The 26,050-nt window shown below is 53.2% G+C and carries 20 protein-coding genes and 5 pseudogenes; 13 read left to right on the top strand and 12 right to left on the bottom strand.

Annotated features, from left to right (window positions below):
• Positions 1-28: 28 nt before the first annotated feature.
• The 6 genes and pseudogenes from fecB to ACOI7D_RS25960 all read left to right on the top strand — a co-directional run.
• Positions 29-931, top strand: coding sequence for a Fe(3+) dicitrate ABC transporter substrate-binding protein FecB (fecB, locus tag ACOI7D_RS25985; RefSeq protein ID WP_004206584.1), 903 nt, complete (start codon positions 29-31; stop codon positions 929-931).
• Complete coding sequence (gene fecC / locus ACOI7D_RS25980; protein ID WP_004118243.1) at positions 928-1,926, top strand: iron-dicitrate ABC transporter permease FecC; 999 nt, start codon at positions 928-930, stop codon at positions 1,924-1,926. The genes fecB and fecC overlap by 4 nt, the downstream gene beginning before the upstream one ends.
• Positions 1,923-2,879 carry a Fe(3+) dicitrate ABC transporter permease subunit FecD gene (gene fecD, locus ACOI7D_RS25975; protein ID WP_023307494.1) on the top strand — a complete coding sequence of 319 codons (957 nt, stop codon included), beginning with the start codon at positions 1,923-1,925 and terminating at the stop codon, positions 2,877-2,879. Before fecC ends, fecD begins: the two co-directional genes overlap by 4 nt.
• On the top strand, positions 2,880-3,647 hold the full coding sequence (gene fecE, locus ACOI7D_RS25970; RefSeq protein ID WP_023307493.1) for a Fe(3+) dicitrate ABC transporter ATP-binding protein FecE: 768 nt from the start codon (positions 2,880-2,882) through the stop codon (positions 3,645-3,647). It abuts the gene before it with no gap.
• A 53-nt stretch (positions 3,648-3,700) separates the two neighbouring features.
• The gene (tnpB, locus tag ACOI7D_RS25965) at positions 3,701-4,039 is read left to right on the top strand and encodes an IS66 family insertion sequence element accessory protein TnpB (protein WP_032423386.1); all 339 of its coding nucleotides are present in this window, start codon (positions 3,701-3,703) and stop codon (positions 4,037-4,039) included.
• A gap of 49 nt (positions 4,040-4,088) precedes the next feature.
• Positions 4,089-4,347 (top strand): annotated as a pseudogene (locus ACOI7D_RS25960) (IS66 family transposase); the annotation flags it as partial.
• 22 nt (positions 4,348-4,369) lie between these two features.
• Here the strand turns inward: ACOI7D_RS25960 and ACOI7D_RS25955 are convergent.
• The 5 genes from ACOI7D_RS25955 to ACOI7D_RS25935 form a co-directional block, all read right to left on the bottom strand.
• Positions 4,370-4,648, bottom strand: coding sequence for an EAL domain-containing protein (locus ACOI7D_RS25955; RefSeq protein WP_004118253.1), 279 nt, complete (start codon positions 4,646-4,648; stop codon positions 4,370-4,372).
• A 261-nt stretch (positions 4,649-4,909) separates the two neighbouring features.
• Positions 4,910-5,914: an IS110-like element IS4321 family transposase gene (locus ACOI7D_RS25950; RefSeq protein WP_000427623.1), complete on the bottom strand. Its 1,005-nt coding sequence runs from the start codon at positions 5,912-5,914 to the stop codon at positions 4,910-4,912.
• 174 nt (positions 5,915-6,088) lie between these two features.
• Positions 6,089-6,514, bottom strand: a complete 426-nt coding sequence (gene arsC / locus ACOI7D_RS25945) for a glutaredoxin-dependent arsenate reductase (protein ID WP_023316432.1) — start codon at positions 6,512-6,514, stop codon at positions 6,089-6,091.
• 12 nt (positions 6,515-6,526) lie between these two features.
• Entirely contained in the window at positions 6,527-7,816 is a 1,290-nt protein-coding gene (locus ACOI7D_RS25940; RefSeq protein WP_004206579.1) for an arsenic transporter, read from the bottom strand.
• Between the two features lie 44 nt (positions 7,817-7,860).
• Positions 7,861-8,181, bottom strand: a complete 321-nt coding sequence (locus ACOI7D_RS25935) for a transcriptional regulator (protein WP_004206577.1) — start codon at positions 8,179-8,181, stop codon at positions 7,861-7,863.
• A gap of 85 nt (positions 8,182-8,266) precedes the next feature.
• Here ACOI7D_RS25935 and arsH point away from each other — a divergent pair, with 85 nt between their 5' ends.
• Positions 8,267-8,965, top strand: coding sequence for an arsenical resistance protein ArsH (gene arsH / locus ACOI7D_RS25930; RefSeq protein ID WP_016151343.1), 699 nt, complete (start codon positions 8,267-8,269; stop codon positions 8,963-8,965).
• A gap of 128 nt (positions 8,966-9,093) precedes the next feature.
• Here the strand turns inward: arsH and ACOI7D_RS25925 are convergent, their stop codons facing one another.
• From ACOI7D_RS25925 to ACOI7D_RS25915, 3 genes are all read right to left on the bottom strand, one after another.
• Entirely contained in the window at positions 9,094-9,399 is a 306-nt protein-coding gene (locus ACOI7D_RS25925) for a PadR family transcriptional regulator (protein ID WP_004206574.1), read from the bottom strand.
• Positions 9,400-9,409: 10 nt separating this feature from the next.
• Positions 9,410-10,615 (bottom strand): chromate efflux transporter, encoded by a 1,206-nt coding sequence (chrA, locus tag ACOI7D_RS25920; protein WP_004206572.1) that lies wholly within the window; start codon positions 10,613-10,615, stop codon positions 9,410-9,412.
• A gap of 175 nt (positions 10,616-10,790) precedes the next feature.
• Entirely contained in the window at positions 10,791-11,369 is a 579-nt protein-coding gene (locus tag ACOI7D_RS25915; RefSeq protein WP_004206571.1) for a recombinase family protein, read from the bottom strand.
• A 158-nt stretch (positions 11,370-11,527) separates the two neighbouring features.
• Between ACOI7D_RS25915 and ACOI7D_RS25910 the strand changes: the two are divergent.
• A pseudogene (locus ACOI7D_RS25910) lies at positions 11,528-13,255 on the top strand (Tn3 family transposase); the annotation flags it as partial.
• Positions 13,256-13,533: 278 nt separating this feature from the next.
• Here ACOI7D_RS25910 and ACOI7D_RS25905 read toward each other — a convergent pair.
• Together ACOI7D_RS25905 and ACOI7D_RS25900 are read right to left on the bottom strand one after the other, a co-directional pair.
• Positions 13,534-14,538, bottom strand: coding sequence for an IS110-like element IS4321 family transposase (locus ACOI7D_RS25905; RefSeq protein ID WP_000427623.1), 1,005 nt, complete (start codon positions 14,536-14,538; stop codon positions 13,534-13,536).
• Between the two features lie 403 nt (positions 14,539-14,941).
• A pseudogene (locus ACOI7D_RS25900) lies at positions 14,942-15,951 on the bottom strand (zinc-binding alcohol dehydrogenase family protein).
• Between the two features lie 352 nt (positions 15,952-16,303).
• On the opposite strand from ACOI7D_RS25900, the gene lacI reads away from it, so the two are divergent.
• From lacI to lacY, 3 genes are all read left to right on the top strand, one after another.
• Positions 16,304-17,386: a DNA-binding transcriptional repressor LacI gene (lacI, locus tag ACOI7D_RS25895; RefSeq protein ID WP_004206569.1), complete on the top strand. Its 1,083-nt coding sequence runs from the start codon at positions 16,304-16,306 to the stop codon at positions 17,384-17,386.
• A gap of 121 nt (positions 17,387-17,507) precedes the next feature.
• Positions 17,508-20,582 carry a beta-galactosidase gene (lacZ, locus tag ACOI7D_RS25890; RefSeq protein WP_004187094.1) on the top strand — a complete coding sequence of 1,025 codons (3,075 nt, stop codon included), beginning with the start codon at positions 17,508-17,510 and terminating at the stop codon, positions 20,580-20,582.
• 51 nt (positions 20,583-20,633) lie between these two features.
• Positions 20,634-21,887, top strand: a complete 1,254-nt coding sequence (lacY, locus tag ACOI7D_RS25885) for a lactose permease (RefSeq protein ID WP_003846917.1) — start codon at positions 20,634-20,636, stop codon at positions 21,885-21,887.
• Positions 21,888-21,933: 46 nt separating this feature from the next.
• Here the strand turns inward: lacY and ACOI7D_RS25880 are convergent, their stop codons facing one another.
• Together ACOI7D_RS25880 and ACOI7D_RS25875 are read right to left on the bottom strand one after the other, a co-directional pair.
• The gene (locus tag ACOI7D_RS25880; protein WP_224222717.1) at positions 21,934-22,971 is read right to left on the bottom strand and encodes an IS5 family transposase; all 1,038 of its coding nucleotides are present in this window, start codon (positions 22,969-22,971) and stop codon (positions 21,934-21,936) included.
• Between the two features lie 32 nt (positions 22,972-23,003).
• A pseudogene (locus ACOI7D_RS25875) lies at positions 23,004-23,270 on the bottom strand (ATP-binding protein); the annotation flags it as partial.
• Between ACOI7D_RS25875 and ACOI7D_RS25870 the strand changes: the two are divergent.
• Together ACOI7D_RS25870 and ACOI7D_RS25865 are read left to right on the top strand one after the other, a co-directional pair.
• Positions 23,260-24,138, top strand: a pseudogene (locus ACOI7D_RS25870) (IS3 family transposase); the annotation flags it as partial. The pseudogenes ACOI7D_RS25875 and ACOI7D_RS25870 overlap by 11 nt on opposite strands.
• A 630-nt stretch (positions 24,139-24,768) precedes the next feature.
• A complete protein-coding gene (locus ACOI7D_RS25865; RefSeq protein WP_001515717.1) occupies positions 24,769-25,509 on the top strand; it encodes a tyrosine-type recombinase/integrase in 741 nt (246 codons plus the stop codon).
• Positions 25,510-26,050: the final 541 nt, after the last annotated feature.

The following is a 26,050-nucleotide window of genomic DNA, read 5'->3' as shown; positions in this document are numbered from 1 at the left end:
TTGCCGGGCTTTTAGCTGGAATGTGACTATGTTGGCATTTATCCGTTTTCTTTTTGCAGGCCTGCTGCTGGTGATCGGCCACGCCTTTGCCGCCACGGTTCAGGACGAACACGGCACGTTTACACTCGATAAAACGCCACAACGGATTGTGGTGCTGGAACTCTCGTTCGCCGATGCGCTGGCCGCCGTGGACGTCAGCCCGATCGGTATTGCCGACGATAACGATGCAAAACGCATCCTGCCCGAAGTGCGTGCGCACCTGAAACCGTGGCAGTCCGTCGGAACGCGCGCGCAGCCGAGCCTGGAAGCCATTGCTGCCCTGAAACCAGACCTGATCATTGCCGACAGCAGTCGCCATGCGGGGATTTACACCGCCTTGCAGCAAATCGCGCCGGTACTGCTGCTTAAGTCCCGCAACGAAACCTACGCTGAAAATTTGCACTCAGCGGCTATCATCGGCGAAGTGGTAGGTAAAAAACGAAAGATGCAGGCGCGTCTGGAACAACATAAAGAGAAGATGGCGCAGTGGGCCAGCCAGCTTCCCACAGGGACACGCGTGGCCTTTGGCACATCACGCGAACAGCTATTCAACCTGCATACCCAGGAGACCTGGACCGGCAGCGTGCTGGCTTCTCTGGGGCTGAACGTTCCCGCTGTGATGGCGGGCGCGTCCATGCCGTCCATCGGCCTGGAGCAACTGCTGGCGGTCAATCCTGCCTGGCTGCTGGTTGCCCACTATCGCGAAGAGAGCATTGTTAAACGCTGGCAACAAGATCCGCTCTGGCAGATATTAACCGCCGCGCAGAAGCAGCAGGTTGCTTCAGTCGACAGTAACGCCTGGGCGCGGATGCGCGGTATTTTTGCCGCAGAGCGTATTGCCGCTGACACGGTAAAAATCTTCCACCATCAGCCGCTTACCGATGTGAAATGACCGCGCTAAAACACCCGGTGCTGCTGTGGGGGCTTCCCGTTGCAGTACTTATTATTATTTTCTGGCTGAGTCTGTTTTGCTACTCGGCCATTCCTGTTTCCGGAGCAGACGCAATCCGCGCCCTGCTGCCTGGACACACGCCAACGCTACCAGAAGCGCTGGTGCAAAACCTTCGTTTGCCGCGAAGCCTGGTCGCCGTTCTGATCGGCGCAAGCCTGGCGCTCGCGGGCACGCTGCTGCAAACCCTGACCCACAACCCAATGGCCTCTCCTTCACTGCTCGGCATTAACAGCGGCGCGGCGCTGGCTATGGCGCTTACCAGCGCGCTGAGTCCGACGCCGGTTGCAGGCTATTCCCTGTCGTTCATCGCGGCATGCGGGGGCGGCGTGAGCTGGCTGCTGGTCATGACCGCAGGAGGCGGGTTTCGTCATACCCAGGACAGAAACAAACTGATCCTCGCGGGTATCGCGCTGTCGGCCTTTTGTATGGCCCTGACCCGCATCACCCTACTGCTGGCCGAAGATCATGCTTACGGCATCTTTTACTGGCTGGCAGGCGGAGTGTCCCACGCCCACTGGCAGGATGTCTGGCAGCTCTTGCCGGTGGTGGTCACTGCAGTCCCTGTCGTGTTGCTGCTGGCGAATCAACTGAACCTGCTCAACGTCAGCGACAGTACCGCCCATACGCTGGGAGTGAACCTGCCGAGACTACGTTTGATCATCAATATGTTAGTGCTGCTTCTGGTTGGCGCGTGCGTCAGTGTGGCAGGTCCGGTGGCGTTTATCGGCCTGCTGGTGCCACATCTGGCGCGCTTCTGGGCAGGCTTCGATCAGCGCAACGTACTGCCGGTGAGCATGCTGCTGGGGGCCACGCTGATGCTGATGGCAGATGTACTCGCACGCGCGCTGGCCTTCCCCGGCGATCTGCCCGCAGGCGCAGTGCTGGCGCTGATTGGCAGTCCTTGCTTTGTCTGGCTGGTGAGGAGGCGAGGATGAAAATTGCGCTGGTCATTTTCATCACCCTTGCCCTGGCAGGCTGTGCGCTGTTATCACTCCATATGGGGGTGATCCCCGTGCCGTGGCGCGCGCTGCTGACCGACTGGCAGGACGGACGCGAGCATTATTATGTATTGATGGAGTACCGACTGCCGCGCTTGCTGCTGGCACTGTTTGTCGGTGCAGCCCTCGCCGTGGCGGGCGTGCTGGTACAGGGGATTGTGCGTAACCCGCTTGCATCACCGGATATTCTCGGCATTAACCATGCCGCCAGCCTTGCCTCTGTGGGAGCACTGCTTCTTATGCCATCACTATCCGTGATGGTGCTGCCGCTACTGGCCTTTGCGGGCGGTATGGCGGGGTTGATCTTGCTGAAGATGCTGGCAAAGACCCACCAGCCGATGAAGCTGGCGCTCACCGGCGTGGCGCTTTCCGCCTGCTGGGCGAGCCTGACGGATTACCTGATGCTCCTGCACCCGCAGGATGTAAACAGTGCCCTGCTGTGGCTGACGGGTAGCTTATGGGGGCGCGACTGGCACTTTGTGAAGATTACCGTGCCGTTGCTCATTCTGTTTTTGCCGCTGAGCCTGCGCTTTTGTCGCGATCTCGACCTGCTGGCGCTGGGCGATGCACGAGCAGCCACGCTCGGCGTGTCGGTTCAGCGCACCCGGTTCCAGGGGCTGATGCTGGCTGTCGCGATGACAGCAACCGGCGTGGCCGTCTGTGGCCCGATAAGTTTTATTGGTCTCGTCGTGCCGCACATGGTGCGCAGGATCGCCGGCGGGCGTCACCGCTGGCTGATGCCCGTTTCGGCCCTGACGGGCGCGTTGTTGCTGGTCATTGCCGATCTGCTGGCACGAATCATTCATCCGCCGCTGGAGCTTCCGGCAGGCGTGCTGACCGCCATTATCGGCGCACCGTGGTTTGTCTCGCTGCTTGTGAGAATGCGATAAATGAGATTACGTACTGAAAATCTGACCGTCAGCTATGGCGCACAAACCGTGCTGGATGGACTTTCTCTCGCCCTGCCTGCCGGAAAAATCACGGCCCTGCTCGGCCCTAACGGTTGCGGGAAATCGACGCTGTTGAACTGTTTTTCTCGCCTGTTAACACCAGACTCTGGCGAGATATTGCTTGATGAAAAACCCATAGCCGGTTTTTCCGCCCGCCAGCTGGCTCGCCGCCTGGCTTTACTGCCGCAACACCATTTATCCCCCGAGGGGATCACTGTACGGGAACTGGTTTCCTACGGCCGCAGCCCGTGGCTGTCGTTGTGGGGGCGACTCTCCGCGGAAGACAACGAGCGGGTCAACGTGGCAATGAGTCAGACCCGGACGCGCAATCTGGCTGACCGCAGGTTAACCCAGCTTTCCGGCGGCCAGCGCCAGCGTGCGTTTCTGGCGATGGTGCTGGTGCAGGATACCCCACTCATTCTTCTTGATGAGCCTACGACCTACCTCGATATCAATCATCAGGTTGAACTGATGCGCCTGATGGTTGAACTCAAAAGGCAGGGGAAAACCGTAGTGACGGTACTCCACGATCTGAATCAGGCCAGCCGCTATTGCGATCATCTGGTGGTACTGGCAAGCGGTCGCGTGATGGCGCAAGGTGCTCCGGAAGCAGTGATGAAACCAGAGCTTCTAAAGACGGTGTTCAGCGTAGAAGCGGAAATCCATCCCGAACCGGTATCTGGCAGACCCATGTGTGTGGTGAAGTAGTCTGGCGAAGTCATAAGGATCATCACAGGACAGATAAAGGAAGTGATAACCACCTGCCAACAGGGACCAAAATCTGGCTGGTTGCCGGTATCACCGACATGCGCAACGGCTTCAATGGTCTCGCCGCAAAGGTGCAGACGATGCTGAAAGATGACCCGATGTCCGGCCATGTCTTCATCTTCCGGGGCCGCAGCGGCAGTAAGGTCAAACTGCTGTGGTCCACCGGCGACGGGCTGTGCCTGCTGACCAAACGGCTGGAACGCGGCCGCTTCGCCTGGCCCTCTGCCCGCGATGGCAAAGTGTTCCTGATCCCGGCGCAGCTGGCAATGCTTCTGGAAGGCATCGACTGGCGGCAGCCTAAAAGACTGCTTACGTCCCTGACCATGTTGTAGGCCTCTTTATCCTGGTTGTCGTTGAATAAGCCTGGTAAAATGCGGGCTTATGAACAACACCTCCCCCTGACGACATCCTTCTGCTGAAACAGCGCCTTTCCGAACAGGAAGCGCTGAACCGCGCCCTGCTGGAAAAGCAGGCCGACCGGGAGCACGGAATAGACCATCTGCAGGCGCAGCTGGATAAGCTTCGCCGGATGAACTTCGGCAGTCGTTCTGAATAAATCTCCCGCCGCATCGCGCAGATAGAAGCCGACCTGAACCGGCTTCAGACAGAAAGCGATACGCTGACGGGTCGGGTTGCCGATACGGGCCGGGCCCCGTATCGTTTTAACCCTGAATATTCATCGCAGATATTGTTTCGGGTTTTCCAGTATACCAGCCCTGAACTAGGTAACCGAGGCCAAGAGAACGGACGAATTCAAACTGTCCTGGCGTTTCCACCCCTACAAACACCAGTGGTTTGCCAGTACCACGTAACCCTTTCACCACAGAAACAAGTAGCGCTCGCTTCACCGGGTCATCAATATTGGCAATAAAAATACGGTCTATTTTTATCTCATCGAAATCCAGTACCGTCAGCCATTCAATATGGGGGCCGCTTGGCAAACGGAATCTATGGTCACTCCCGTTTTTGCAACACCGATTTTGACGACAAGTTGGCTTGCTTGAATCTATCCGGCGTCTGAATGGGATTTTATTCCCGCGCCTTGATGAGTTCCGCGCCTGATGAACCTCCAGAAAATATACGGCTTCAATGAGCCTTTCCGTTTTACAGGTTCCTCAACAGGCCGGTGGGCCGTTAGTATCATCAATATCAGTATTCGCAAAACCAGATCAGTAATTCTTTAAACCGGTGTATTTCTGCCGTTATGCTACATAAGTTTGCTGTCGTGCCGTTAGGGCCCAGGCTATTCTGGCCAGCTTGTTTGCCAGAGCACAAGTGACGACAAAGTTGCTTTTCCGGCACAGTAAATCCCTGACCCAATCGGCCAATTTGCCAGACTGGTGTTCCAGTTTTTGTATGAATACCCTGGCACATTGAACCAACAAAGTTCGGATCTTTTTATTACCTCGCTTACTAATTCCCAGCAATGTCGTCCTACCTCCCGTGCTGTACTGCCGAGGTACAAGCCCTGTTGCCGCCGCAAAGTCACGGCTGCTGGCGTACTGCTTCCCGTCGCCAATCTCAGTTGAAATAGTACTCGCTGTCAGTGTTCCGACGCAGGGAATGCTCAGCAAGCGCTGTCCAACCTCATCTTCGTCCAACTTTCGTTTCAACTGGGATTCCAAATCTTTAATCTGCTCAACAAGATAGTGATAATGCTGTTGTAATTTCAGCAATAACTGGCTGAGGTAAAGAGGCAAACTATTATCCTCAAGAATGGTACTCAGTCGGCTAATAACGGCAGCTCCTCGGGGAACGCTAATGCCAAATTCCAGCAGAAAAGCATGCATTTGATTGGTTGTTTTTACCTTATCCTGAACCAGGGATTCACGGACACGATGCAGAGCCCGCATTGCCTGCTGAGATTCCGTTCTGGGCTGCACAAAACGCATAGACGGACGCGATGCAGCTTCACAAATAGCTTCGGCGTCGACAAAGTCGTTTTTATTGCTTTTAACGAACGGGCGGACAAATTGTGGTGATATCAGCTTTGGGGAATGCCCCAACTCTTCCAACTTGCGTGCCATAAAGTGAGAACCGCCACAGGCTTCCATTGCGATGGTTGTAGCGGGGCATGTCGCCAAAAATTCGATCAACTTTGGCCGGGTAAATTTTTTACGGTAAACAGCCTTCCCGCGACGATCCTGGCAATGAATATGGAAAGAGTTTTTACCCAGATCGATACCAATGAGCGCAATGTTTTCCATGATAGTTCTCCGAATGAAAGCCTGTCCTCAGCATAGTACCGGGAAGGAGGGAGTGACCATCTCATTAAATATCCTACGTTAAGCCTGTTTCTTTAGCTGGCATTACAAAAAGCGAGCGTCTGCATGGTACAGACAGACACCCGAATACGATAAAAATGAGACGAAAAAAACAGGTTACTTAACCCGCTTCCCCGTTTCGTCAATGACCTTTTCGCCGTCCTCTTTGGTAAACGCTCCTTTCTGACCTTCAGGTAGAATATCCAGCACTATTTCTGAAGGGCGGCAAAGACGAGTGCCAAGCGGCGTAACGACTACCGGCCGATTAATCAGGATCGGATGTTGAAGCATAAAATCAATCAACTGCTCATCACTGAATTTCTCTTCATCAAGGCCCAGGTGTTCATAAGGCTCAACATTCTTACGCAGCAATGCACGCACCGTAATTCCCATATCTGAAATAAGTTTAATCAGCTCATCACGGGTCGGTGGCGTATCGAGATAATAAATAATGGTCGGTTCGTTACCGCTGTTACGGATCATCTCCAGCGTGTTGCGTGAAGTGCCGCAGGCCGGGTTGTGATAGATGGTAATGTTGCTCATATCTTTATCTCATTACAAAGTGATGGAAAGCCGCAACGCCAGCGCGGCCAGAGTGACAAACAGCACGGGCAGAGTCATGATAATGCCCGTGCGGAAGTAATAACCCCAGGTGATCGTTATATTTTTCTGGGCAAGCACATGCAGCCAAAGCAGGGTTGCCAGACTGCCAATCGGGGTGATTTTCGGGCCTAAATCGCAGCCAATCACGTTGGCATAAATCATTGCCTCTTTGACGACGCCAGTCGCCGTACTCCCGTCAATCGACAGCGCGCCAATCAGCACCGTCGGCATATTGTTCATCACCGACGACAGGAACGCGGTCAGGAAGCCGGTGCCGAACGTTGCTGCCCATAACCCCTTTTCTGCCAGCAGGTTCAGTACACCAGACAGATACTCCGTGAGCCCGGCATTGCGCAGGCCATAGACCACCAGGTACATGCCCAGCGAAAAAATCACGATCTGCCATGGCGCACTGAGCAGGACTTTCCCTGTGTTGATGCCATGACCTCTTTTCGCCACGATAAACAGTACTGCTGCGCCAGCAGCTGCTATCGCGCTGACAGGGATCCCCAGCGGCTCCAGAACGAAGAAACCGACAAGCAGCAATAACAGGACGATCCAGCCCGCCCTGAACGTTGCCGCATCCTTTATCACACTGGCAGGCGTCTTCAGCAGCGAAACGTCATACGTTGCCGGAATATCCCTGCGGAAGAAGAGATGCAGCATGATCAGCGTGGCCGCAATCGCTGCCGCATCCACGGGGATCATAACGGAGGCGTACTGCGTAAAGCCCAGATCGAAGAAGTCCGCCGAGACGATATTCACCAGGTTAGAAACAATGAGTGGCAGGCTGGCCGTATCTGCAATAAATCCTGCAGCCATGACAAAGGCCAGTGTCGTGCCCTGGCTGAACCCCAGTGCGAGCAGCATCGCAATCACAATCGGCGTCAGGATCAGCGCGGCGCCATCATTGGCGAACAAAGCAGCAACAGCGGCACCGAGCAAGACTATCCAGGTGAACAGCAGGCGGCCACGTCCGTTACCCCAGCGGGAGACGTGCAGTGCGGCCCATTCAAAGAAGCCGGACTCATCGAGCAGCAGGCTGATGATGATGACCGCAATAAATGCCGCTGTCGCGTTCCAGACGATATTCCAGACAACGGGAATATCAGCGATATGGATGACACCGGTTCCCAGCGCCAGCACAGCCCCGATACTCGCGCTCCAGCCAATACTCAGGCCTCTGGGTTGCCAGATCACCAGTACCAGCGTCAGTAAAAATATACTCCCTGCCAAAAGCATCTCAGACCCCATCATATATGATTTTGTAAATATGTTTTCCTGCCTCAGCAGGAGGTGCAGGCTGATTTGTCCAGCCATTCACGTACATCCTCGCGCAGACACTGCCAGGTCGTCGTGATTGTCTCTGCTGCCCACGCCGGAATATGGGGTGACAGACGATAGTGGATCCATTTGCCTTCCCGACGGTCAAGAACCAGATCAGCCTCGCGAAGGATAGCCATATGTCGCGAAATTTTGGGCTGCGATTCGGAGGTGGCAACGCAGATATCGCAGACGCACAATTCTCCGGACTCACGGAGAAGCATGACGATGGCTAGCCGTGTTTCATCCGACAGGATTTTGAAAAGCTGAACAGGTTGTAGCATTTTTCACTCCGTTCCCTTTAGAATACACATATGTTAGATCATATATATTAACTTTAAAATCACCTGTTCTCTCCGGAGGAGAAAAATGGAACAATTTCCAGCCCTGAATACTGACTGTTTTGATCAACATATTGCCGAACGTCTGCACCTGCAGGAGCCCCCACGGATTCTGATCCTGTATGGCTCAGTAAGGGAGCGCTCCTACAGTCGCTTTGCCGCGGAGGAAGCAGGTCGCCTGCTGACGGCGATGGGCGCGGAGGTGAAATTCTTTAACCCCTCCGGTTTACCCCTGCCGGATGATGCCCCGGATACGCACCCTAAAGTCTCCGAGCTACGCGGGCTGGTCAGATGGTGTGACGGGATGGTGTGGAGCTCGCCGGAACGGCACGGGGCTATGAGCGCGGTGATGAAGGCGCAGATCGACTGGATACCGTTGAGTGAAGGCGCGGTTCGTCCTTCGCAGGGCAAGACACTTGCAGTGATGCAGGTTTGCGGCGGTTCGCAGTCCTTCAATGCCGTGAACCAGATGCGCATTCTGGGCCGCTGGATGCGGATGTTCACAATTCCCAACCAGTCCTCGGTGGCGAAAGCCTGGCAGGAATTTGATGAGAACGGAAGGATGAAGCCGTCCTCATGGTACGACCGTATCGTAGATGTCGCAGAGGAGTTGTTTAAAATTACGTTGCTGCTCAGGGGACAAACCAGCTACCTTGCAGATCGCTACAGCGAACGAAAAGAGAGTCATCAGGAACTTTCGTACCGCGTCAATCAGGAAAAAATATAACGCCTTCTGATCGTATAAATACACACCATGAGCGTTTTCACAAAGTCTCCTTCTGCCAGGCAGCGGATAATCTTACATGTGTCTGTCGTTTTCAGAAGACGGCAGACCGGACTAAAACCATAGGCATATCATTTGCCTTCAACAAGTTCACCGAACAGCTCTTTCACCCTGTTTCTGGCGTCCGTTAGCGCTATGTGCCCTTGTCCGGTGATTTCATATACTCGCCGACTTCGTCGACCGGCCTGAACATGTCGTGAGGTGAGATACCCCTTCTTTTCCATACCGTGCAGCATCGGATACAGGGTACCCGGGCTGAGTTGATAACCGTGGTGTCGCAATTCCTCAATGATGCCCAGACCAAAGACGGGTTCTTTGGCTGCATGATGCAGGATGTGCAAACGGATCATCCCGCCGTAAAGATCTTTGTCGGTCACGCCCGGAACCTCACAGTGCTAAACTCAACAACCAACCCGCAACACCGCAACTCACTACGACCAGCCACGGCGGCAGTTTCCAGAACATCAGAGCGACCAGTGCCACAAGGGCAAGGCCGAAATCTTGCGGAGCGAGAACTGCGCTCGTCCATACTGGTTGATAGAGAGCTGCCAGCAGAAGGCCAACTACGGCTGCATTAATACCCTGCAACGCTGCTTGTGTACGGATATTGCGGCGCAGACTTTCCCAGAACGGCAATGCTCCCACAATCAGAAGGAAGGACGGTGCGAAAATTGCCAGCAGACAAACCAGACCACCCAGCCAGCCAGAAGGCACCTGGTTCATCGAAGCCCCGAGAAAGGCTGCAAAAGTGAACAACGGTCCAGGAACGGCCTGGGCAGCGCCGTAGCCAGCCAGGAATGTATCAGTGCTGACCCAGCCAGAAGGAACGACTTCAGTCTGCAGTAATGGCAGCACGACATGCCCGCCACCAAAAACCAGTGATCCGGTCCGGTAGAAAGTTTCTACCATTAACAGCGTCGGATTTGGGAATATCGCCGTCAGCAATGGTAACCCTGTCAGTAGCACAAAGAACAGCGTGAGCCAGAACAATCCGACGCGACGCCGTATTGAAACGGGCAGCGGATCATGTACCGTCGTCTGCTGAGGTTTGAACAGTAACATGCCAGTGACAGCCGCAGTGACGATTACTCCCACCTGTCCCCAGGCCGATGGCACAAGAAGCACAAAGCAGGTTGCCACTGCCATGACAGTAATACGCGGTATATCCGGGCAAAGATTTCGGGCCATGCCCCATACAGCTTGCGCGACCACCGCAACGGCTACCACTTTCAGCCCATGCAATACACCAGAGGGCATCACATCCCCGTAACTGGTCATCCCCAGCGCAAACAGGATCAGTGCAACTGCTGACGGTAGCGTGAAGCCGGCCCATGCTGCTAGCGCCCCGGTATAACCGGCCCGGGACAGCCCGAGCGCTATACCAACCTGACTGCTTGCTGGTCCCGGAAGGAACTGGCACAGAGCGACCAAATCTGCATAGCTGCGCTCGGTCAACCACTGCCGTCGCGTCACAAACTCATCGCGGAAGTAACCCAGATGGGCAATTGGGCCGCCGAAGGATGTCAGGCCAAGTCGGAAGAAAATCAGAAAGACAGCCCAGGGGCTGTGATCATTCCTGGCAGTATCGTTCATGGTCAGATCCTGATTGCTGGTTTTAGTGGCTATTATAATCGAATTTCGTTATCGAAATTCGATTATAATAGCCACTGCTCCCTGTGGATAGAATGATGTTTCATGCTTTCCAGATGTTTACTTCAAGAACAGTTTCAACTGCCTGGCCAGTTATGGGCTTTATTCACATTCAGTATTATTGCTGTCCTGCTTTTACCCGGAGTATGGTTTGCCGGGTGGTATTAAATTCTCTGGCAACCGCACTGATACTGGCCCCGGAATTAAGGCGCTCTGACACTATTTTTTTTTGCTCCTCGCTCAAGATGGGCGGACGACCGAAGCGTTTCCCGGCTGATCTTGCCCGAGAAATCCCTGAATGTGTGCGTTCAATCAGCAGATCCCTCTCAAACTCAGCCACAGCTGAAATCACCTGCATAGTCATTTTTCCGGCCGGGCTGGTTAAATCCACACCTCCGAGAGCGAGACAATGAACACGGATATCTAAAGTAGCCAGTTGTTCAACTGTTTTTCGGATATCCATCGCATTACGGCCGAGTCGGTCAAGTTTGGTGACAATCAATACGTCACCGCTTTCCATTCGATCAAGCAACCGGATGAACCCTGGTCTTTCGCTGGCAGCAACCGAACCACTTATATGTTCCTCAATCAGCCGCTGGGGTCTGATGGCAAAACCCGCCGCTTCAATTTCATGGCGCTGATTTTCTGTATTCTGTTCCAGAGTGGAGACCCGACAGTAGGCAAAAACTCGTGACATAGGAAACTTTCCGTACGCAAAGGGTGTCCGAATTATAACGTATGTACGAAACAAATTTCGCTGACTTTCGGACATATTGTTTGCGAGGCGTACGAAACCGACCGGTTTCGGTCAGTGCGAATGATAACTTTAATGAACTATGTGCAGGGGAAGCATTTATGCCACAGAGACAAATACTCAGTAGTGAAGAAAAAGAACGCTTGTTGATTGTGCCAGATGATGACGTATTTCTGACGCGCAGGTGCTTTCTGAGTGAACATGACCTCGCGCTCATTAATAAACACCGCAGGCCAGCTAACCGTCTGGGCTTTGCAGTTTTACTCTGTTATTTGCGAGGACCAGGGTTTCCTCCCGACAAAAGTATTTCACCTCACGACTGTGTTGTCTTCAGGCTGGCGGCTCATTTGAAAGTCCAGTCTGATTTGTGGGCCGAGTATGCATCAAGAGAGGTCACCCGCTGGGAACATCTGGCTGAACTCTACCGCTACCTGGAATTATCCCCTTTTAACCGGGCGCTGCAAAAAACCTGTATTCGCCACCTTTATCCCCACGCCATGCGGACAGACAGAGGTTTTTTACTTGCGGAGGAAATGCTCTCCTGGCTCCACAATAATAAGGTTATTTTCCCCTCTGTTGAAGTGATCGAACGAACCCTGGCCGAAGCAACAACACTTGCCAACAGGGCGGTTTTTTCTGCGCTTACCGCGCAGCTTGAACCAGGGCATAAAGCGGCACTGGACCGTCTGTTGGTATCTGAGGGTGAGCAACCTTCACGGCTGGCCTGGCTGCTCCAGCCTCCGGGAAAAATTAATGGTAAAAATGTCCTGCAACATATCGACCGGTTAAATGCGATTGAGTCGCTGGCACTCCCTGACGGCATTGCACTTTCCGTTCACCAGAACCGACTCCTGAAACTCGCACGCGAAGGCAGGAAAATGAGTAGCCGGGATCTGGCAAGATTCACGGATGTTCGCCGTTATGCCTCGCTGGTTTGTATCATATCGGAGGCCAGATCCACCCTGACTGACGAAGTTATTGATCTGCACGAGCGTATTCTGAGTAGTCTGTTCAGCAGGGCAAAACGTACTCAGGCCGAGCGGCTCCAGCAAACGGGAAAGCTGATTCAGAGTAAACTGAAGCAATACGTTACCGTCGGACAGGCATTACTTAACGCCAGAGAGTCCGGGGAAGATCCCTGGGCCGCAATAGAAGACGTCCTTCCCTGGCAGGAATTCATCAACAGCGTGGAAGAGACGCGGTTCCTGTCACGTAAGGACAACTTCGACCCGTTGCATCTGATCACAGAAAAATACAGTACGCTGCGTAAATACGCCCCCCGGATGCTGTCCGTGTTGCAGTTCAGGGCTGCACCCGCCGCAATGCAGCTCAGTGACGCATTGGATACCGTCAGAGATATGTATAGAAAACAACTCCGAAAAGTACCGCCTTCCGCGCCAATCGGGTTCATCCCGGAAAGCTGGAGAAAGGTTGTGATCACCCCCACCGGCATTGACCGAAAATATTACGAATTTTGCGTGCTGAATGAACTGAAGGGAGCCTTACGTTCAGGTGACACCTGGGTAAAGGGGTCACGCCGCTACAGGAATTTCGATGATTATCTGATCCCGTCAGACGATTTTGAAAAATCACTCCGGGATAACCAGTTACCCCTTGCTGTTCCGGCCGATTGCCATGAATACATCAAGAGCCGTTTGACGCTTCTTGCATCGCGTCTGGAAGAAGTTAACGCGATGGCGCTGGCCGGTGATTTACCCGATGTTGATATATCGGATAAAGGCGTGAAAATTACCCCGCTGGATAACAGTGTCCCTTCAGCAGCATCCCCTTTTGGCGATCTGGTTTATGGCATGCCCCCTCACCCTAAAAGGGGGCCGCTTGGAAAACGGAATCTATGGTCACTCCCGTTTTTGCAACACCGATTTTGACGACAAGTTGGCTTGCTTGAATCTATCCGGCGTCTGAATGGGATTTTATTCCCGCGCCTTGATGAGTTCCGCGCCTGATGAACCTCCAGAAAATATACGGCTTCAATGAGCCTTTCCGTTTTACAGGTTCCTCAACAGGCCGGTGGGCCGTTAGTATCATCAATATCAGTATTCGCAAAACCAGATCAGTAATTCTTTAAACCGGTGTATTTCTGCCGTTATGCTACATAAGTTTGCTGTCGTGCCGTTAGGGCCCAGGCTATTCTGGCCAGCTTGTTTGCCAGAGCACAAGTGACGACAAAGTTGCTTTTCCGGCACAGTAAATCCCTGACCCAATCGGCCAATTTGCCAGACTGGTGTTCCAGTTTTTGTATGAATACCCTGGCACATTGAACCAACAAAGTTCGGATCTTTTTATTACCTCGCTTACTAATTCCCAGCAATGTCGTCCTACCTCCCGTGCTGTACTGCCGAGGTACAAGCCCTGTTGCCGCCGCAAAGTCACGGCTGCTGGCGTACTGCTTCCCGTCGCCAATCTCAGTTGAAATAGTACTCGCTGTCAGTGTTCCGACGCAGGGAATGCTCAGCAAGCGCTGTCCAACCTCATCTTCGTCCAACTTTCGTTTCAACTGGGATTCCAAATCTTTAATCTGCTCAACAAGATAGTGATAATGCTGTTGTAATTTCAGCAATAACTGGCTGAGGTAAAGAGGCAAACTATTATCCTCAAGAATGGTACTCAGTCGGCTAATAACGGCAGCTCCTCGGGGAACGCTAATGCCAAATTCCAGCAGAAAAGCATGCATTTGATTGGTTGTTTTTACCTTATCCTGAACCAGGGATTCACGGACACGATGCAGAGCCCGCATTGCCTGCTGAGATTCCGTTCTGGGCTGCACAAAACGCATAGACGGACGCGATGCAGCTTCACAAATAGCTTCGGCGTCGACAAAGTCGTTTTTATTGCTTTTAACGAACGGGCGGACAAATTGTGGTGATATCAGCTTTGGGGAATGCCCCAACTCTTCCAACTTGCGTGCCATAAAGTGAGAACCGCCACAGGCTTCCATTGCGATGGTTGTAGCGGGGCATGTCGCCAAAAATTCGATCAACTTTGGCCGGGTAAATTTTTTACGGTAAACAGCCTTCCCGCGACGATCCTGGCAATGAATATGGAAAGAGTTTTTACCCAGATCGATACCAATGAGCGCAATGTTTTCCATGATAGTTCTCCGAATGAAAGCCTGTCCTCAGCATAGTACCGGGAAGGAGGGAGTGACCATCTCATTAAATATCCTACGTTAAGCCTGTTTTTTGAGCTGGCATGGCGGGCAGCTATGAGCGAAGTATAGTCATTCGCCCTATCTCTTTTGTCGCACTTTCAACAAGGGGGTCGCTTGGAAAGCGGAACGAGGTCAGTCTCCGCCCGGACTGCTCAGCTCTTTAAACAGCAAAAGAGAGGCATCTTATGAGAAGGGATTGTTCAGTATGTCAGGGCAGACTGCTTTTTCATCCGCAGGTACTGAGGGTAAATGCTCAATTCCGGTACGATTCTTACTCTATAGCCAGACAGAATTCAGCATTGTGCTGAACCCGAATCTTTTTTTACTCTGACAGGCCTGTTCATCAGAACCCTGAAAAAACAATTTTCCCGTTCACATTTTTATTTTCCATGTCCTCATGAGCCCGGCGAAGTGCTTTAGCATTCAGCCTGCCATACTCTGCCAGCAACGGAGGTTTGAGCTTACCGGAATCCAGCATGCATGAGAGTTTGTTAAGAATATCATGCTGTTTAGACATGTCCGCAGTAGCATGCATGGGGCGGGTAAACATTGCCTCCCAGTGAACAGAAACGCTCTTAAATTTGATCAAACGCAGATCCAGTGGTTCAGGGTCGTCGATGAGTCCGATACGGCCTTGTGGGGCAATAATTTCGGCCATATTTTCCCAGGCAGATGGCGTGGTGTACGTTGAGAAAATCCGGGTAATGGGAGGGAGTCCAGCAAGGCTGGCAACCTGTGGCGCAAGCGCACATGAATGATCCAGGACATAATGCGCACCAAACCCGCGAACCGCTCTGACACTCTCCTGCCGGGAGGCAGTCCCGATGATGTTCACCCGACTCAGAGTGCGGGCAAGCTGTATAGCCATACAAGGGACTCCGCCCGCACCGCCAAGCATCAACAGGGTCTGATCAGCATCTCCGTTCACTGACAACTGCAGACGATCAAATAACATTTCCCAGGCTGTCAGACCGGTCAGAGGAACCGACGCTGCAGCTTCAAAACTTAGTGCTGCCGGCTTTATCCCCGTAATGCGTTCGTCAACCAGCTGAAACTCTGCGTTGGCTCCCTGGCGATCGAGCACACCGGCATAGAAAACGTGGTCACCTGGCCTGAACAGCGTCACATCTGGTCCGGTTGCTTCAACAACACCGGAAGCGTCGTATCCCATAACTACCGGATTGCCTGCAGAGGGACTGATGTTTCGCCGGCTTTTCAGGTCCCGTGGGTTAACCGCGACCGCCCTGACTCTGATCAAAAGATCACGCCCCTTGGGCATGGATGGGTGGGGAAGCGACAAATCTTCAATAACGGATGTACTTTCCCGGGTTGCCAGAAACCAACGGCTTTCATTCTGTCTCCTTAAAAAGGTCAGTCACCAGATAAATAAATGTAAAAGTGTGCGGAACGCGATACCCGCCAGTGCCCCCGGCAGTGCAAATCGAAAAATACGCGGAAAGCGGGCGCTGGGTAATGCTGTCAACCTGTTGATGACTATTTTAATCTGTAGTCATTCAATCCTTGTAACATCAGGATGATCCTGGTGTCAGTGAAAATACGAAATCAACACGTTGGTATCATTACCCACCTGTGAACTGACGTCGGCATTTTGAATCTCACTTCGGCGTGCCCCCTCCGAATGGCGCAAAACATTTCGTGGTATGGCATGATAGCACCCGAAGAGAGTCAATTCAGGGTGGTAAATGTGAAACCAGTAACGCTATACGATGTCGCAGAGTATGCCGGTGTCTCTTATCAGACCGTTTCCCGCGTGGTGAACCAGGCCAGCCACGTCTCTGCGAAAACGCGGGAAAAGGTGGAAGCGGCGATGGCGCAGCTGAACTACATTCCCAACCGCGTGGCACAACAACTGGCGGGGAAACAGTCGTTGCTGATTGGCGTTGCTACCTCCAGTCTGGCCCTGCACGCGCCGTCGCAAATTGTCGCGGCGATTAAATCTCGCGCCGATCAACTGGGTGCCAGCGTGGTGGTGTCGATGGTAGAACGAAGCGGCGTCGAAGCCTGTAAAGCGGCGGTGCACAATCTTCTCGCGCAACGCGTCAGTGGGCTGATCATTAACTATCCGCTGGATGACCAGGATGCCATTGCTGTGGAAGCTGCCTGCGCTAATGTTCCGGCGTTATTTCTTGATGTCTCTGACCAGACTCCCATCAACAGTATTATTTTCTCCCATGAAGACGGTACGCGACTGGGCGTGGAGCATCTGGTCGCATTGGGTCACCAGCAAATCGCGCTGTTAGCGGGCCCATTAAGTTCTGTCTCGGCGCGTCTGCGTCTGGCGGGCTGGCATAAATATCTCACTCGCAATCAAATTCATCCGATAGCGGAACGGGAAGGCGACTGGAGTGCCATGTCCGGTTTTCAACAAACCATGCAAATGCTAAATGAGGGCATCGTTCCCACTGCGATGCTGGTTGCCAACGATCAGATGGCGCTGGGCGCAATGCGCGCCATTACCGAGTCCGGGTTGCGCGTTGGTGCGGATATCTCGGTAGTGGGATACGACGATACCGAAGACAGCTCGTGTTATATCCCGCCGTTAACCACCATCAAACAGGATTTTCGCCTGCTGGGGCAAACCAGCGTGGACCGCTTGCTGAAACTCTCTCAGGGCCAGGCGGTGAAGAGCAATCAGCTGTTGCCCGTCTCACTGGTGAAAAGAAAAACCACCCTACCGCCCAATACGCAAACCACCTCTCCCCGCACGTTGGCAGATTCCTTAATGCAGCTGGCACGACAAGTTTCCCGACTTGAAAGCGGGCAGTGAGCGCAACGCAATTAATGTGAGTCAGCTCACTCATTAGGCACCCCAGGCTTTACACTCTATGTGTCCGGCTCGTATGTTATGCGAAAATGTGAGCGGATAACAATTCACGCAGGATACAACTATGACAATGATTACGGATTCACTGGCCGTCGTATTACAACGTCGTGACTGGGAAAACCCTGGCGTTACCCAACTTAATCGCCTTGCGGCACATCCCCCTTTCGCCAGCTGGCGTAATAGCGAAGAGGCTCGCACCGATCGCCCTTCCCAAGAGTCGCGCAGCCTGAATGGTGAATGGCGCTTTGCCTGGTTTCCGGCACCAGAAGCGGTACCAGAAAGCTGGCTGGAGCGCGATCTTCCTGACGCCGATACTGTCATCGTCCCCTCAAACTGGCAGATGCACGGTTACGATGCGCCTATCTACACCAACGTGACCTATCCCATTGCGGTCAATCCGCCGTATGTTCCCACGGAGAATCCGACGGGTTGTTACTCGCTCACATTTAATGTTGATGAAAGCTGGCTACAGGAAGGCCAGACGCGAATTATTTTTGATGGTGTTAACTCGGCGTTTCATTTGTGGTGCAACGGGCGCTGGGTCGGTTACGGACAGGACAGTCGTTTGCCGTCTGAATTTGACCTGAGCGCATTTTTACACGCCGGAGAAAACCGCCTCGCGGTGATGGTGCTGCGCTGGAGTGACGGCAGTTATCTGGAAGATCAGGATATGTGGCGGATGAGCGGCATTTTCCGTGACGTCTCGTTGCTGCATAAACCGAGCACGCAAATCAGCGATTTCCATGTAGCCACTCACTTTAATGATGATTTCAGCCGCGCTGTACTGGAGGCAGACGTTCAGATGTACGGCGAGCTGCGCGATGAGCTGCGGGTGACGGTTTCTTTGTGGCAGGGTGAAACGCAGGTCGCCAGCGGCACCGCGCCTTTCGGCGGTGAAATTATCGATGAGCGTGGTGGTTATGCCGATCACGTCACCCTACGTCTGAACGTCGAAAACCCGAAACTGTGGAGCGCCGAAATCCCGAATCTCTATCGTGCGGTGGTTGAACTGCACACCGCCGACGGCACGCTGATTGAAGCAGAAGCCTGCGATGTCGGTTTCCGCGAGGTGCGGATTGAAAATGGTCTGCTGCTGCTGAACGGCAAGCCGTTGCTGATTCGCGGCGTTAACCGTCACGAGCATCATCCTCTGCATGGTCAGGTCATGGATGAGCAGACGATGGTGCAGGATATCCTGCTGATGAAGCAGAACAACTTTAACGCCGTGCGCTGTTCGCATTATCCGAACCATCCGCTGTGGTACACGCTGTGCGACCACTACGGCCTGTATGTGGTGGATGAAGCCAACATTGAAACCCACGGCATGGTGCCAATGAATCGTCTGACCGATGATCCGCGCTGGCTACCCGCGATGAGCGAACGCGTAACGCGAATGGTGCAGCGCGATCGTAATCACCCGAGTGTGATCATCTGGTCGCTGGGGAATGAATCAGGCCACGGCGCTAATCACGACGCACTCTATCGCTGGATCAAATCTGTCGATCCTTCCCGCCCGGTACAGTATGAAGGCGGCGGAGCCGACACCTTCGCAACCGATATTATTTGCCCGATGTACGCGCGCGTGGATGAAGACCAGCCCTTCCCGGCTGTGCCGAAATGGTCCATCAAAAAATGGCTTTCGTTGCCTGGAGAGACGCGCCCGCTGATCCTTTGCGAATACGCCCACGCGATGGGTAACAGTCTTGGCGGCTTCGCTAAATACTGGCAGGCGTTTCGTCAGTACCCCCGTTTACAGGGCGGCTTCGTCTGGGACTGGGTGGATCAGTCGCTGATTAAATATGATGAAAATGGCAATCCGTGGTCGGCTTACGGCGGTGATTTTGGCGATACGCCGAATGATCGCCAGTTCTGCATGAACGGTCTGGTCTTTGCCGACCGCACGCCGCATCCGGCGCTGACGGAAGCAAAACACCAGCAGCAGTTTTTCCAGTTCAGTTTATCCGGGCGAACCATCGAAGTGACCAGCGAATACCTGTTCCGTCATAGCGATAACGAGCTCCTGCACTGGATGGTGGCGCTGGATGGCAAGCCGCTGGCAAGCGGTGAAGTGCCTCTGGATGTCGCTCCACAAGGTAAACAGTTGATTGAACTGCCTGAACTACCGCAGCCGAAGAGCGCCGGACAACTCTGGCTAACGGTTCACGTAGTGCAACCGAACGCGACCACATGGTCAGCAGCCGGACACATCAGCGCCTGGCAGCAGTGGCGTCTGGCGGAAAACCTCAGCGTGACACTCCCCTCCGCGCCCCACGCCATCCCGCAACTGACCACCAGCGAAACGGATTTTTGCATCGAGCTGGATAATAAGCGTTGGCAATTTAACCGCCAGTCAGGCTTTCTTTCACAGATGTGGATTGGCGATAAAAAACAACTGCTGACGCCGCTGCGCGATCAGTTCACCCGCGCACCGCTGGATAACGACATTGGCGTAAGTGAAGCGACCCGCATTGACCCTAACGCCTGGGTCGAACGCTGGAAGGCGGCGGGCCATTACCAGGCCGAAGCAGCGTTGTTGCAGTGCACGGCAGATACGCTTGCCGACGCGGTGCTGATTACCACGGTCCACGCGTGGCAGCATCAGGGGAAAACCTTATTTATCAGCCGGAAAACCTACCGGATTGATGGAAGTGGTCAAATGGCGATTACCGTTGATGTTGAAGTGGCGAGCAATACGCCACATCCGGCGCGGATTGGCCTGACCTGCCAGCTGGCGCAGGTAGCAGAGCGGGTAAACTGGCTCGGATTAGGGCCGCAAGAAAACTATCCCGACCGCCTTACTGCGGCCTGTTTTGACCGCTGGGATCTGCCATTGTCAGACATGTATACCCCGTACGTCTTCCCGAGCGAAAACGGTCTGCGCTGCGGGACGCGCGAATTGAATTATGGCCCACACCAGTGGCGCGGCGACTTCCAGTTCAACATCAGCCGCTACAGTCAACAGCAACTGATGGAAACCAGCCATCGCCATCTGCTGCACGCGGAAGAAGGCACATGGCTGAATATCGACGGTTTCCATATGGGGATTGGTGGCGACGACTCCTGGAGCCCGTCAGTGTCGGCGGAATTCCACCTTAGCGCCGGTAGCTACCATTACCAGTTGCTCTGGTGTCAAAAATAATAATAACCGGGCAGGCCATGTCTGCCCGTATTTCGTGTAAGGAAATCCATTATGTACTATTTAAAAAACACAAACTTTTGGATGTTCGGTTTATTCTTTTTCTTTTACTTTTTTATCATGGGAGCCTACTTCCCGTTTTTCCCGATTTGGCTACATGACATCAACCATATCAGCAAAAGTGATACGGGTATTATTTTTGCCGCTATTTCTCTGTTCTCGCTATTATTCCAACCGCTGTTTGGTCTGCTTTCTGACAAACTCGGGCTGCGCAAATACCTGCTGTGGATTATTACCGGCATGTTAGTGATGTTTGCGCCGTTCTTTATTTTTATCTTCGGGCCACTGTTACAATACAACATTTTAGTAGGATCGATTGTTGGTGGTATTTATCTAGGCTTTTGTTTTAACGCCGGTGCGCCAGCAGTAGAGGCATTTATCGAGAAAGTCAGCCGTCGCAGTAATTTCGAATATGGTCGCGCGCGGATGTTTGGCTGTGTTGGCTGGGCGCTGTGTGCCTCGATTGTCGGCATCATGTTCACCATCAATAATCAGTTTGTTTTCTGGCTGGGTTCTGGCTGTGCATTCATCCTCGCCGTTTTACTCTTTTTCGCCAAAACGGATGCGCCCTCTTCTGCCACGGTTGCCAATGCGGTAGGTGCCAACCATTCGGCATTTAGCCTTAAGCTGGCGCTGGAACTGTTCAGACAGCCAAAACTGTGGTTTTTGTCACTGTATGTTATTGGCGTTTCCTGCACCTACGATGTTTTTGACCAACAGTTTGCTAATTTCTTTACTTCGTTCTTTGCTACCGGTGAACAGGGTACGCGGGTATTTGGCTACGTAACGACAATGGGCGAATTACTTAACGCCTCGATTATGTTTTTTGCGCCACTGATCATTAATCGCATCGGTGGGAAAAACGCCCTGCTGCTGGCTGGCACTATTATGTCAGTACGTATTATTGGCTCATCGTTCGCTACCTCAGCACTGGAAGTGGTTATTCTGAAAACGCTGCATATGTTTGAAGTACCGTTCCTGCTGGTGGGCTGCTTTAAATATATTACCAGCCAGTTTGAAGTGCGTTTTTCAGCGACGATTTATCTGGTCTGTTTCTGCTTCTTTAAGCAACTGGCGATGATTTTTATGTCTATTCTGGCGGGCAATATGTATGAAAGCATCGGTTTCCAGGGCGCTTACCTGGTGCTGGGTCTGGTGGCGCTGGGCTTCACCTTAATTTCCGTGTTCACGCTTAGCGGCCCCGGCCCACTTTCTCTGCTGCGTCGCCAGGTGAATGAAGTCGCTTAAGAAATTAATGTCGGATACGGCGCGAGCGCCTTATCCGACCAACTTATCAGGACGGAATGGGCTTTGTTGAATAAATCAGATTTAGGGTAAGTCTCCCCCGTAGCGGGTTGTGTTTACAGGCAATACGCACGCTTTCAGGCATACCTGCTTTCGTCATTTTGTTCAGCGCTCGTACCAGGGCCATAGCCTCCGCAACCTGACCATCGTAGTCACGCAGCGTCAGTGAACCCCCGAACAGCTGTTTTACCCGGTACATCGCCGTTTCCGCTATCGAGCGACGGTTGTAATCTGTTGTCCATTTCCACCGCGCATTACTCCCGGTCATTCGCTGATTAGCCACTGCACGGTTACGGTCTGCATATTCACCGGGCCAGTAACCCGCACCTTTTCGGGGAGGGATAAGCGCGCTGATTTTCTTACGCCGCAGTTCATCGTGACATAGCCGGGTATCGTAAGCGCCATCGGCGGCGGCTGACCTGATTTTCCGGTGGGTTTGCCAGATTAACCCGGGGAAGGCCTCTGAGTCCGTAACGTTGTTCAGCGACAGGTCTGCACAGATGATTTCATGTGTGTTGCTGTCAACTGCCAGATGCAACTTTCGCCATATACGACGGCGTTCCTGGCCATGCTTTTTGACTTTCCATTCGCCTTCACCAAAGACCTTCAGCCCGGTGGAATCAATCACCAGATGCGCGATTTCACCCCGGGTGGACGTTTTGAAACTGACATTAACCGACTTTGCGCGCTTGCTGACACTGGTGTAATCCGGGCAGCGCAACGGAACATTCATCAGTGTAAAAATGGAATCAATAAAACCCTGCGCAGCCCGCAGGGTCAACCTGAACACGCGTTTAATGACCAGAACGGTGGTGATGGCGAGATCAGAATAGCGCTGAGGTCTTCCCCGTGATGAAGGCGTTGCCGACTCATACCAGGCCTGAATAGCTTCATCATCCAGCCAGAAAGTTATGGAGCCACGGTTGATGAGGGCTTTATTGTAGGTGGGCCAGTTGGTGATTTTGAACTTTTGCTTTGCCACGGAACGGTCTGCGTTGTCGGGAAGATGCGTGATCTGATCCTTCAACTCAGCAAAAGTTCGATTTATTCAACAAAGCCGTTCAGCGTCGTTGAGTGATGCAGAAGACGATCCAGGATCGCCGTCGCCAGCACGTTATCACCGAACATTTCACCCCAGTCGGCGAACCCTTTGTTTGACGTCAGGATGATGCTCGCTTTTTCATACCGGCGGTTCAGCAGCCGGAAGAACAGACTCGCCTCCTCACGGTTCATTGGCAGATAACCTATTTCATCCAGGATAAGCACCCGCGCATAACTCAGTTGCTGCAGCTGACGTTCAAGACGATTTTCCTGCTTCGCCTTTATCCGTGACAACGCCCGTTGCTGGCCTGTTCGCCTGCTCTGTCGGGTGCTGGATGTTCATCCCAGTGGCTTTTACGCCTGGCTTCAGCAGCCGCATTCACAACGCCATCAGGCAGACCTGAGACTGACAGGACAGATTAAACAGTTCTGGCTGGAATCGGGATGCGTCTATGGTTATCGCAAGATCCATCTGGATCTGCGGGACAGCGGGCAACAGTGCGGAGTGAACAGAGTCTGGCGACTGATGAAACGTGTCGGGATAAAGGCTCAGGTCGGATACCGGAGCCCGCGGGCACGTAAAGGCGAGGCCAGTATCGTGTCGCCCAACAGGCTCCAGCGACAGTTCAATCCGGATGCTCCGGATGAGCGTTGGGTAACCGACATAACCTATATCAGGACCCACGAAGGCTGGCTGTATCTTGCCGTGGTTGTTGATCTGTTCTCACGCAAAATTATCGGCTGGTCCATGCAATCCCGGATGACAAAGGACATTGTCCTGAACGCACTGCTGATGGCTGTATGGCGGCGTAATCCCCAAAAACAGGTGCTGGTTCATTCGGATCAAGGCAGCCATTATACGAGCAGGCAGTTCCGGCAGTTACTGTGGCGATACCGGATCAGGCAGAGTATGAGTCGGCGTGGAAACTGCTGGGATAACAGCCCAATGGAGCGCTTCTTCAGGAGTCTGAAGAACGAATGGGTGCCGGCGACGGGCTATGTAAGCTTCAGCGATGCAGCTCGCGCAATAACGGACTATATCGTTGGATATTACAGCGCACTAAGACCGCACGAATATAATGGTGGGTTACCGCCAAACGAATCAGAAAACCGATACTGGAAAAACTCTAACGCGGTGGCCAGTTTTTGTTGACCACTTCAGACGCTAAATTTTTTCCTTCTGGCGAACCAACAAACAGCCCGTTTATAGATAGATTCTGCTGACGACAAAAGGATTAACCCCTGAAATTGCACTGGATTGTCACCTGAAGATGTGCAGGACAAGCCAGATTACTCTGACAAGGGATACCATCGTAATTTAGCAAAAACACCTAAGACCTAAACGACAGCTAAGTACATAGTGCCGGACGGATCATGATTTTTTATTTAACTTACGGACTTCATTTTTCAGCAAATATCTTTTCTCTTCTGTTGTAAACTTATGAAAGCGTTACGCGAAATCCCGCAAGGTTACAGGGGTGTACCAGGCCGGAAATCGCGTAGCGCTCTCTTCTCTTCTTTTTCCTGCCTAACATGTACATCCTGGCATTACTCCAATTCTCCCAAAAACCGTAAAACAGCCATCAACCCGCGTCATTACTGGCTTCATGGAGGATCTGAGCAGAAAAACGATCCTTTACGCATTTGGTTTTACCCGCAATAATGCGGGATAAGACAACAAAAGGATCCGCGCGCTGCGATTTATTGTCATGGCAGGATCGGCCCGTCAGGTGCAAAATACCTGTATCCATAAACAGTGCGTGCGCTACGTGAAAAATAACTCATGAACAGCATCATTCCCTTGCAGAATTCACCAGAACGCGTCTCTCTGCTGCCGATCGCCCCGGGCGTTGATTTTGCGACCGCGGTGGCACTCCGGCGGATGGCCACCTCAACAGGTGCCACGCCGGCTTACCTCCTGGCGCCGGAAGTGAGCGCCCTCCTCTGGTATATGCCTGACCAGCGTCACCACATGTTGTTCGCCACCATGTGGAATACCGGGATCCGTATCGGTGAAGCCCGGACGCTCACCCCGGAATCGTTCGACCTGGATGGTCTGCGCCCTTTTGTTCGGGTGCTGTCGGAAAAAGTGCGGGCACGTCGTGGCCGGCCGCCAAAAGATGAAGTGCGTCTGGTACCGCTGACGGATGCCAGTTTTGTACGTCAGATGGAAAGCTGGATGGTCACCACCCGCCCCCGCCGGCGTGAGCCGTTATGGCCGGTCACGGATGAGACAATGCGCAACTGGCTGAAACAGGCGGTGAAGCGGGCTGAAGCTGACGGCGTGCATTTTTCGATCCCCGTGACGCCGCATACTTTCCGTCACAGCTATATTATGCACATGCTTTATCACCGGCAGCCCAGGAAGGTCATCCAGGCACTGGCCGGGCATAAGGATCCGCGCTCGATGGAAGTCTATACCCGGGTATTTGCGCTGGACATGGCTGCCACCCTGGCCGTTCCCTTTACCGGTGATGGGCGAGATGCCGCGGAGATCCTTCGCTCCCTGCCCCCGGCCGGCTGAGATTGACGGCCCTGGCATGACGTCCTGTATTCCGCTAATATGGAATACAGGAGCAGAGAGCATTCAGCCCCCTCCCTGCTCTAGCACACCAGGCCATCATGCTGATGACTGAACCGCCATGGTCTTACCCGGTGACCTGCAATCCTGCAGGCATCAACATACCGCAGTCAAGACAGGGCACAATGCAGGCATACTGGCCGTGCATCCCACTGTGCGTTTTTCCTGGAAGCTCAGCAAATCATCCCGTTAACCGCGAAAGTCATTCACCATCTGTGGCCAACACCTTTCTGCCATCCGGCTCCCGTTTCCTAATCGCATTTAGCAGTGTGAAGCTGGCGCCGGGTTATACAGACAGCTGCAGTCTCATCCTGCCGGGCTAAACCTGCAGTACACAGGGGAACGGATACCGTCAGGTAACATGACCGTCTCAGCACCCGATTGAGATTTTCATAAGGGGTATAGAGCTTTACTGAAAAATTGACTGTGGCATGTTATCACCCATGGAATGGTTAACAGACCAGGGATTACCCCCATTTAACCC

This window comes from Klebsiella sp. C360 (genome assembly GCF_048822415.1).
Classification (GTDB): Bacteria; Pseudomonadota; Gammaproteobacteria; order Enterobacterales; family Enterobacteriaceae; genus Klebsiella; species Klebsiella quasipneumoniae.
The sequence above is the reverse complement of the archived record's forward strand: the minus strand, read 5'-3'. Positions and strand labels throughout refer to the sequence as shown.

Bases quoted from the DNA above. Each gene is read 5' to 3' on its own strand.
- fecB (WP_004206584.1), top strand. From the start codon at position 29: ATGTTGGCATTTATCCGTTTTCTTTTTGCAGGCCTGCTGCTGGTGATC.
- fecC (WP_004118243.1), top strand. From the start codon at position 928: ATGACCGCGCTAAAACACCCGGTGCTGCTGTGGGGGCTTCCCGTTGCA.
- fecD (WP_023307494.1), top strand. From the start codon at position 1,923: ATGAAAATTGCGCTGGTCATTTTCATCACCCTTGCCCTGGCAGGCTGT.
- fecE (WP_023307493.1), top strand. From the start codon at position 2,880: ATGAGATTACGTACTGAAAATCTGACCGTCAGCTATGGCGCACAAACC.
- ACOI7D_RS25950 (WP_000427623.1), bottom strand. From the start codon at position 5,914: ATGGAAAACATTGCGCTCATTGGTATCGATCTGGGTAAAAACTCTTTC.
- arsC (WP_023316432.1), bottom strand. From the start codon at position 6,514: ATGAGCAACATTACCATCTATCACAACCCGGCCTGCGGCACTTCACGC.
- ACOI7D_RS25940 (WP_004206579.1), bottom strand. From the start codon at position 7,816: ATGCTTTTGGCAGGGAGTATATTTTTACTGACGCTGGTACTGGTGATC.
- ACOI7D_RS25935 (WP_004206577.1), bottom strand. From the start codon at position 8,181: ATGCTACAACCTGTTCAGCTTTTCAAAATCCTGTCGGATGAAACACGG.
- arsH (WP_016151343.1), top strand. From the start codon at position 8,267: ATGGAACAATTTCCAGCCCTGAATACTGACTGTTTTGATCAACATATT.
- chrA (WP_004206572.1), bottom strand. From the start codon at position 10,615: ATGAACGATACTGCCAGGAATGATCACAGCCCCTGGGCTGTCTTTCTG.
- ACOI7D_RS25915 (WP_004206571.1), bottom strand. From the start codon at position 11,369: ATGTCACGAGTTTTTGCCTACTGTCGGGTCTCCACTCTGGAACAGAAT.
- ACOI7D_RS25905 (WP_000427623.1), bottom strand. From the start codon at position 14,538: ATGGAAAACATTGCGCTCATTGGTATCGATCTGGGTAAAAACTCTTTC.
- lacZ (WP_004187094.1), top strand. From the start codon at position 17,508: ATGACAATGATTACGGATTCACTGGCCGTCGTATTACAACGTCGTGAC.
- lacY (WP_003846917.1), top strand. From the start codon at position 20,634: ATGTACTATTTAAAAAACACAAACTTTTGGATGTTCGGTTTATTCTTT.
- ACOI7D_RS25865 (WP_001515717.1), top strand. From the start codon at position 24,769: ATGAACAGCATCATTCCCTTGCAGAATTCACCAGAACGCGTCTCTCTG.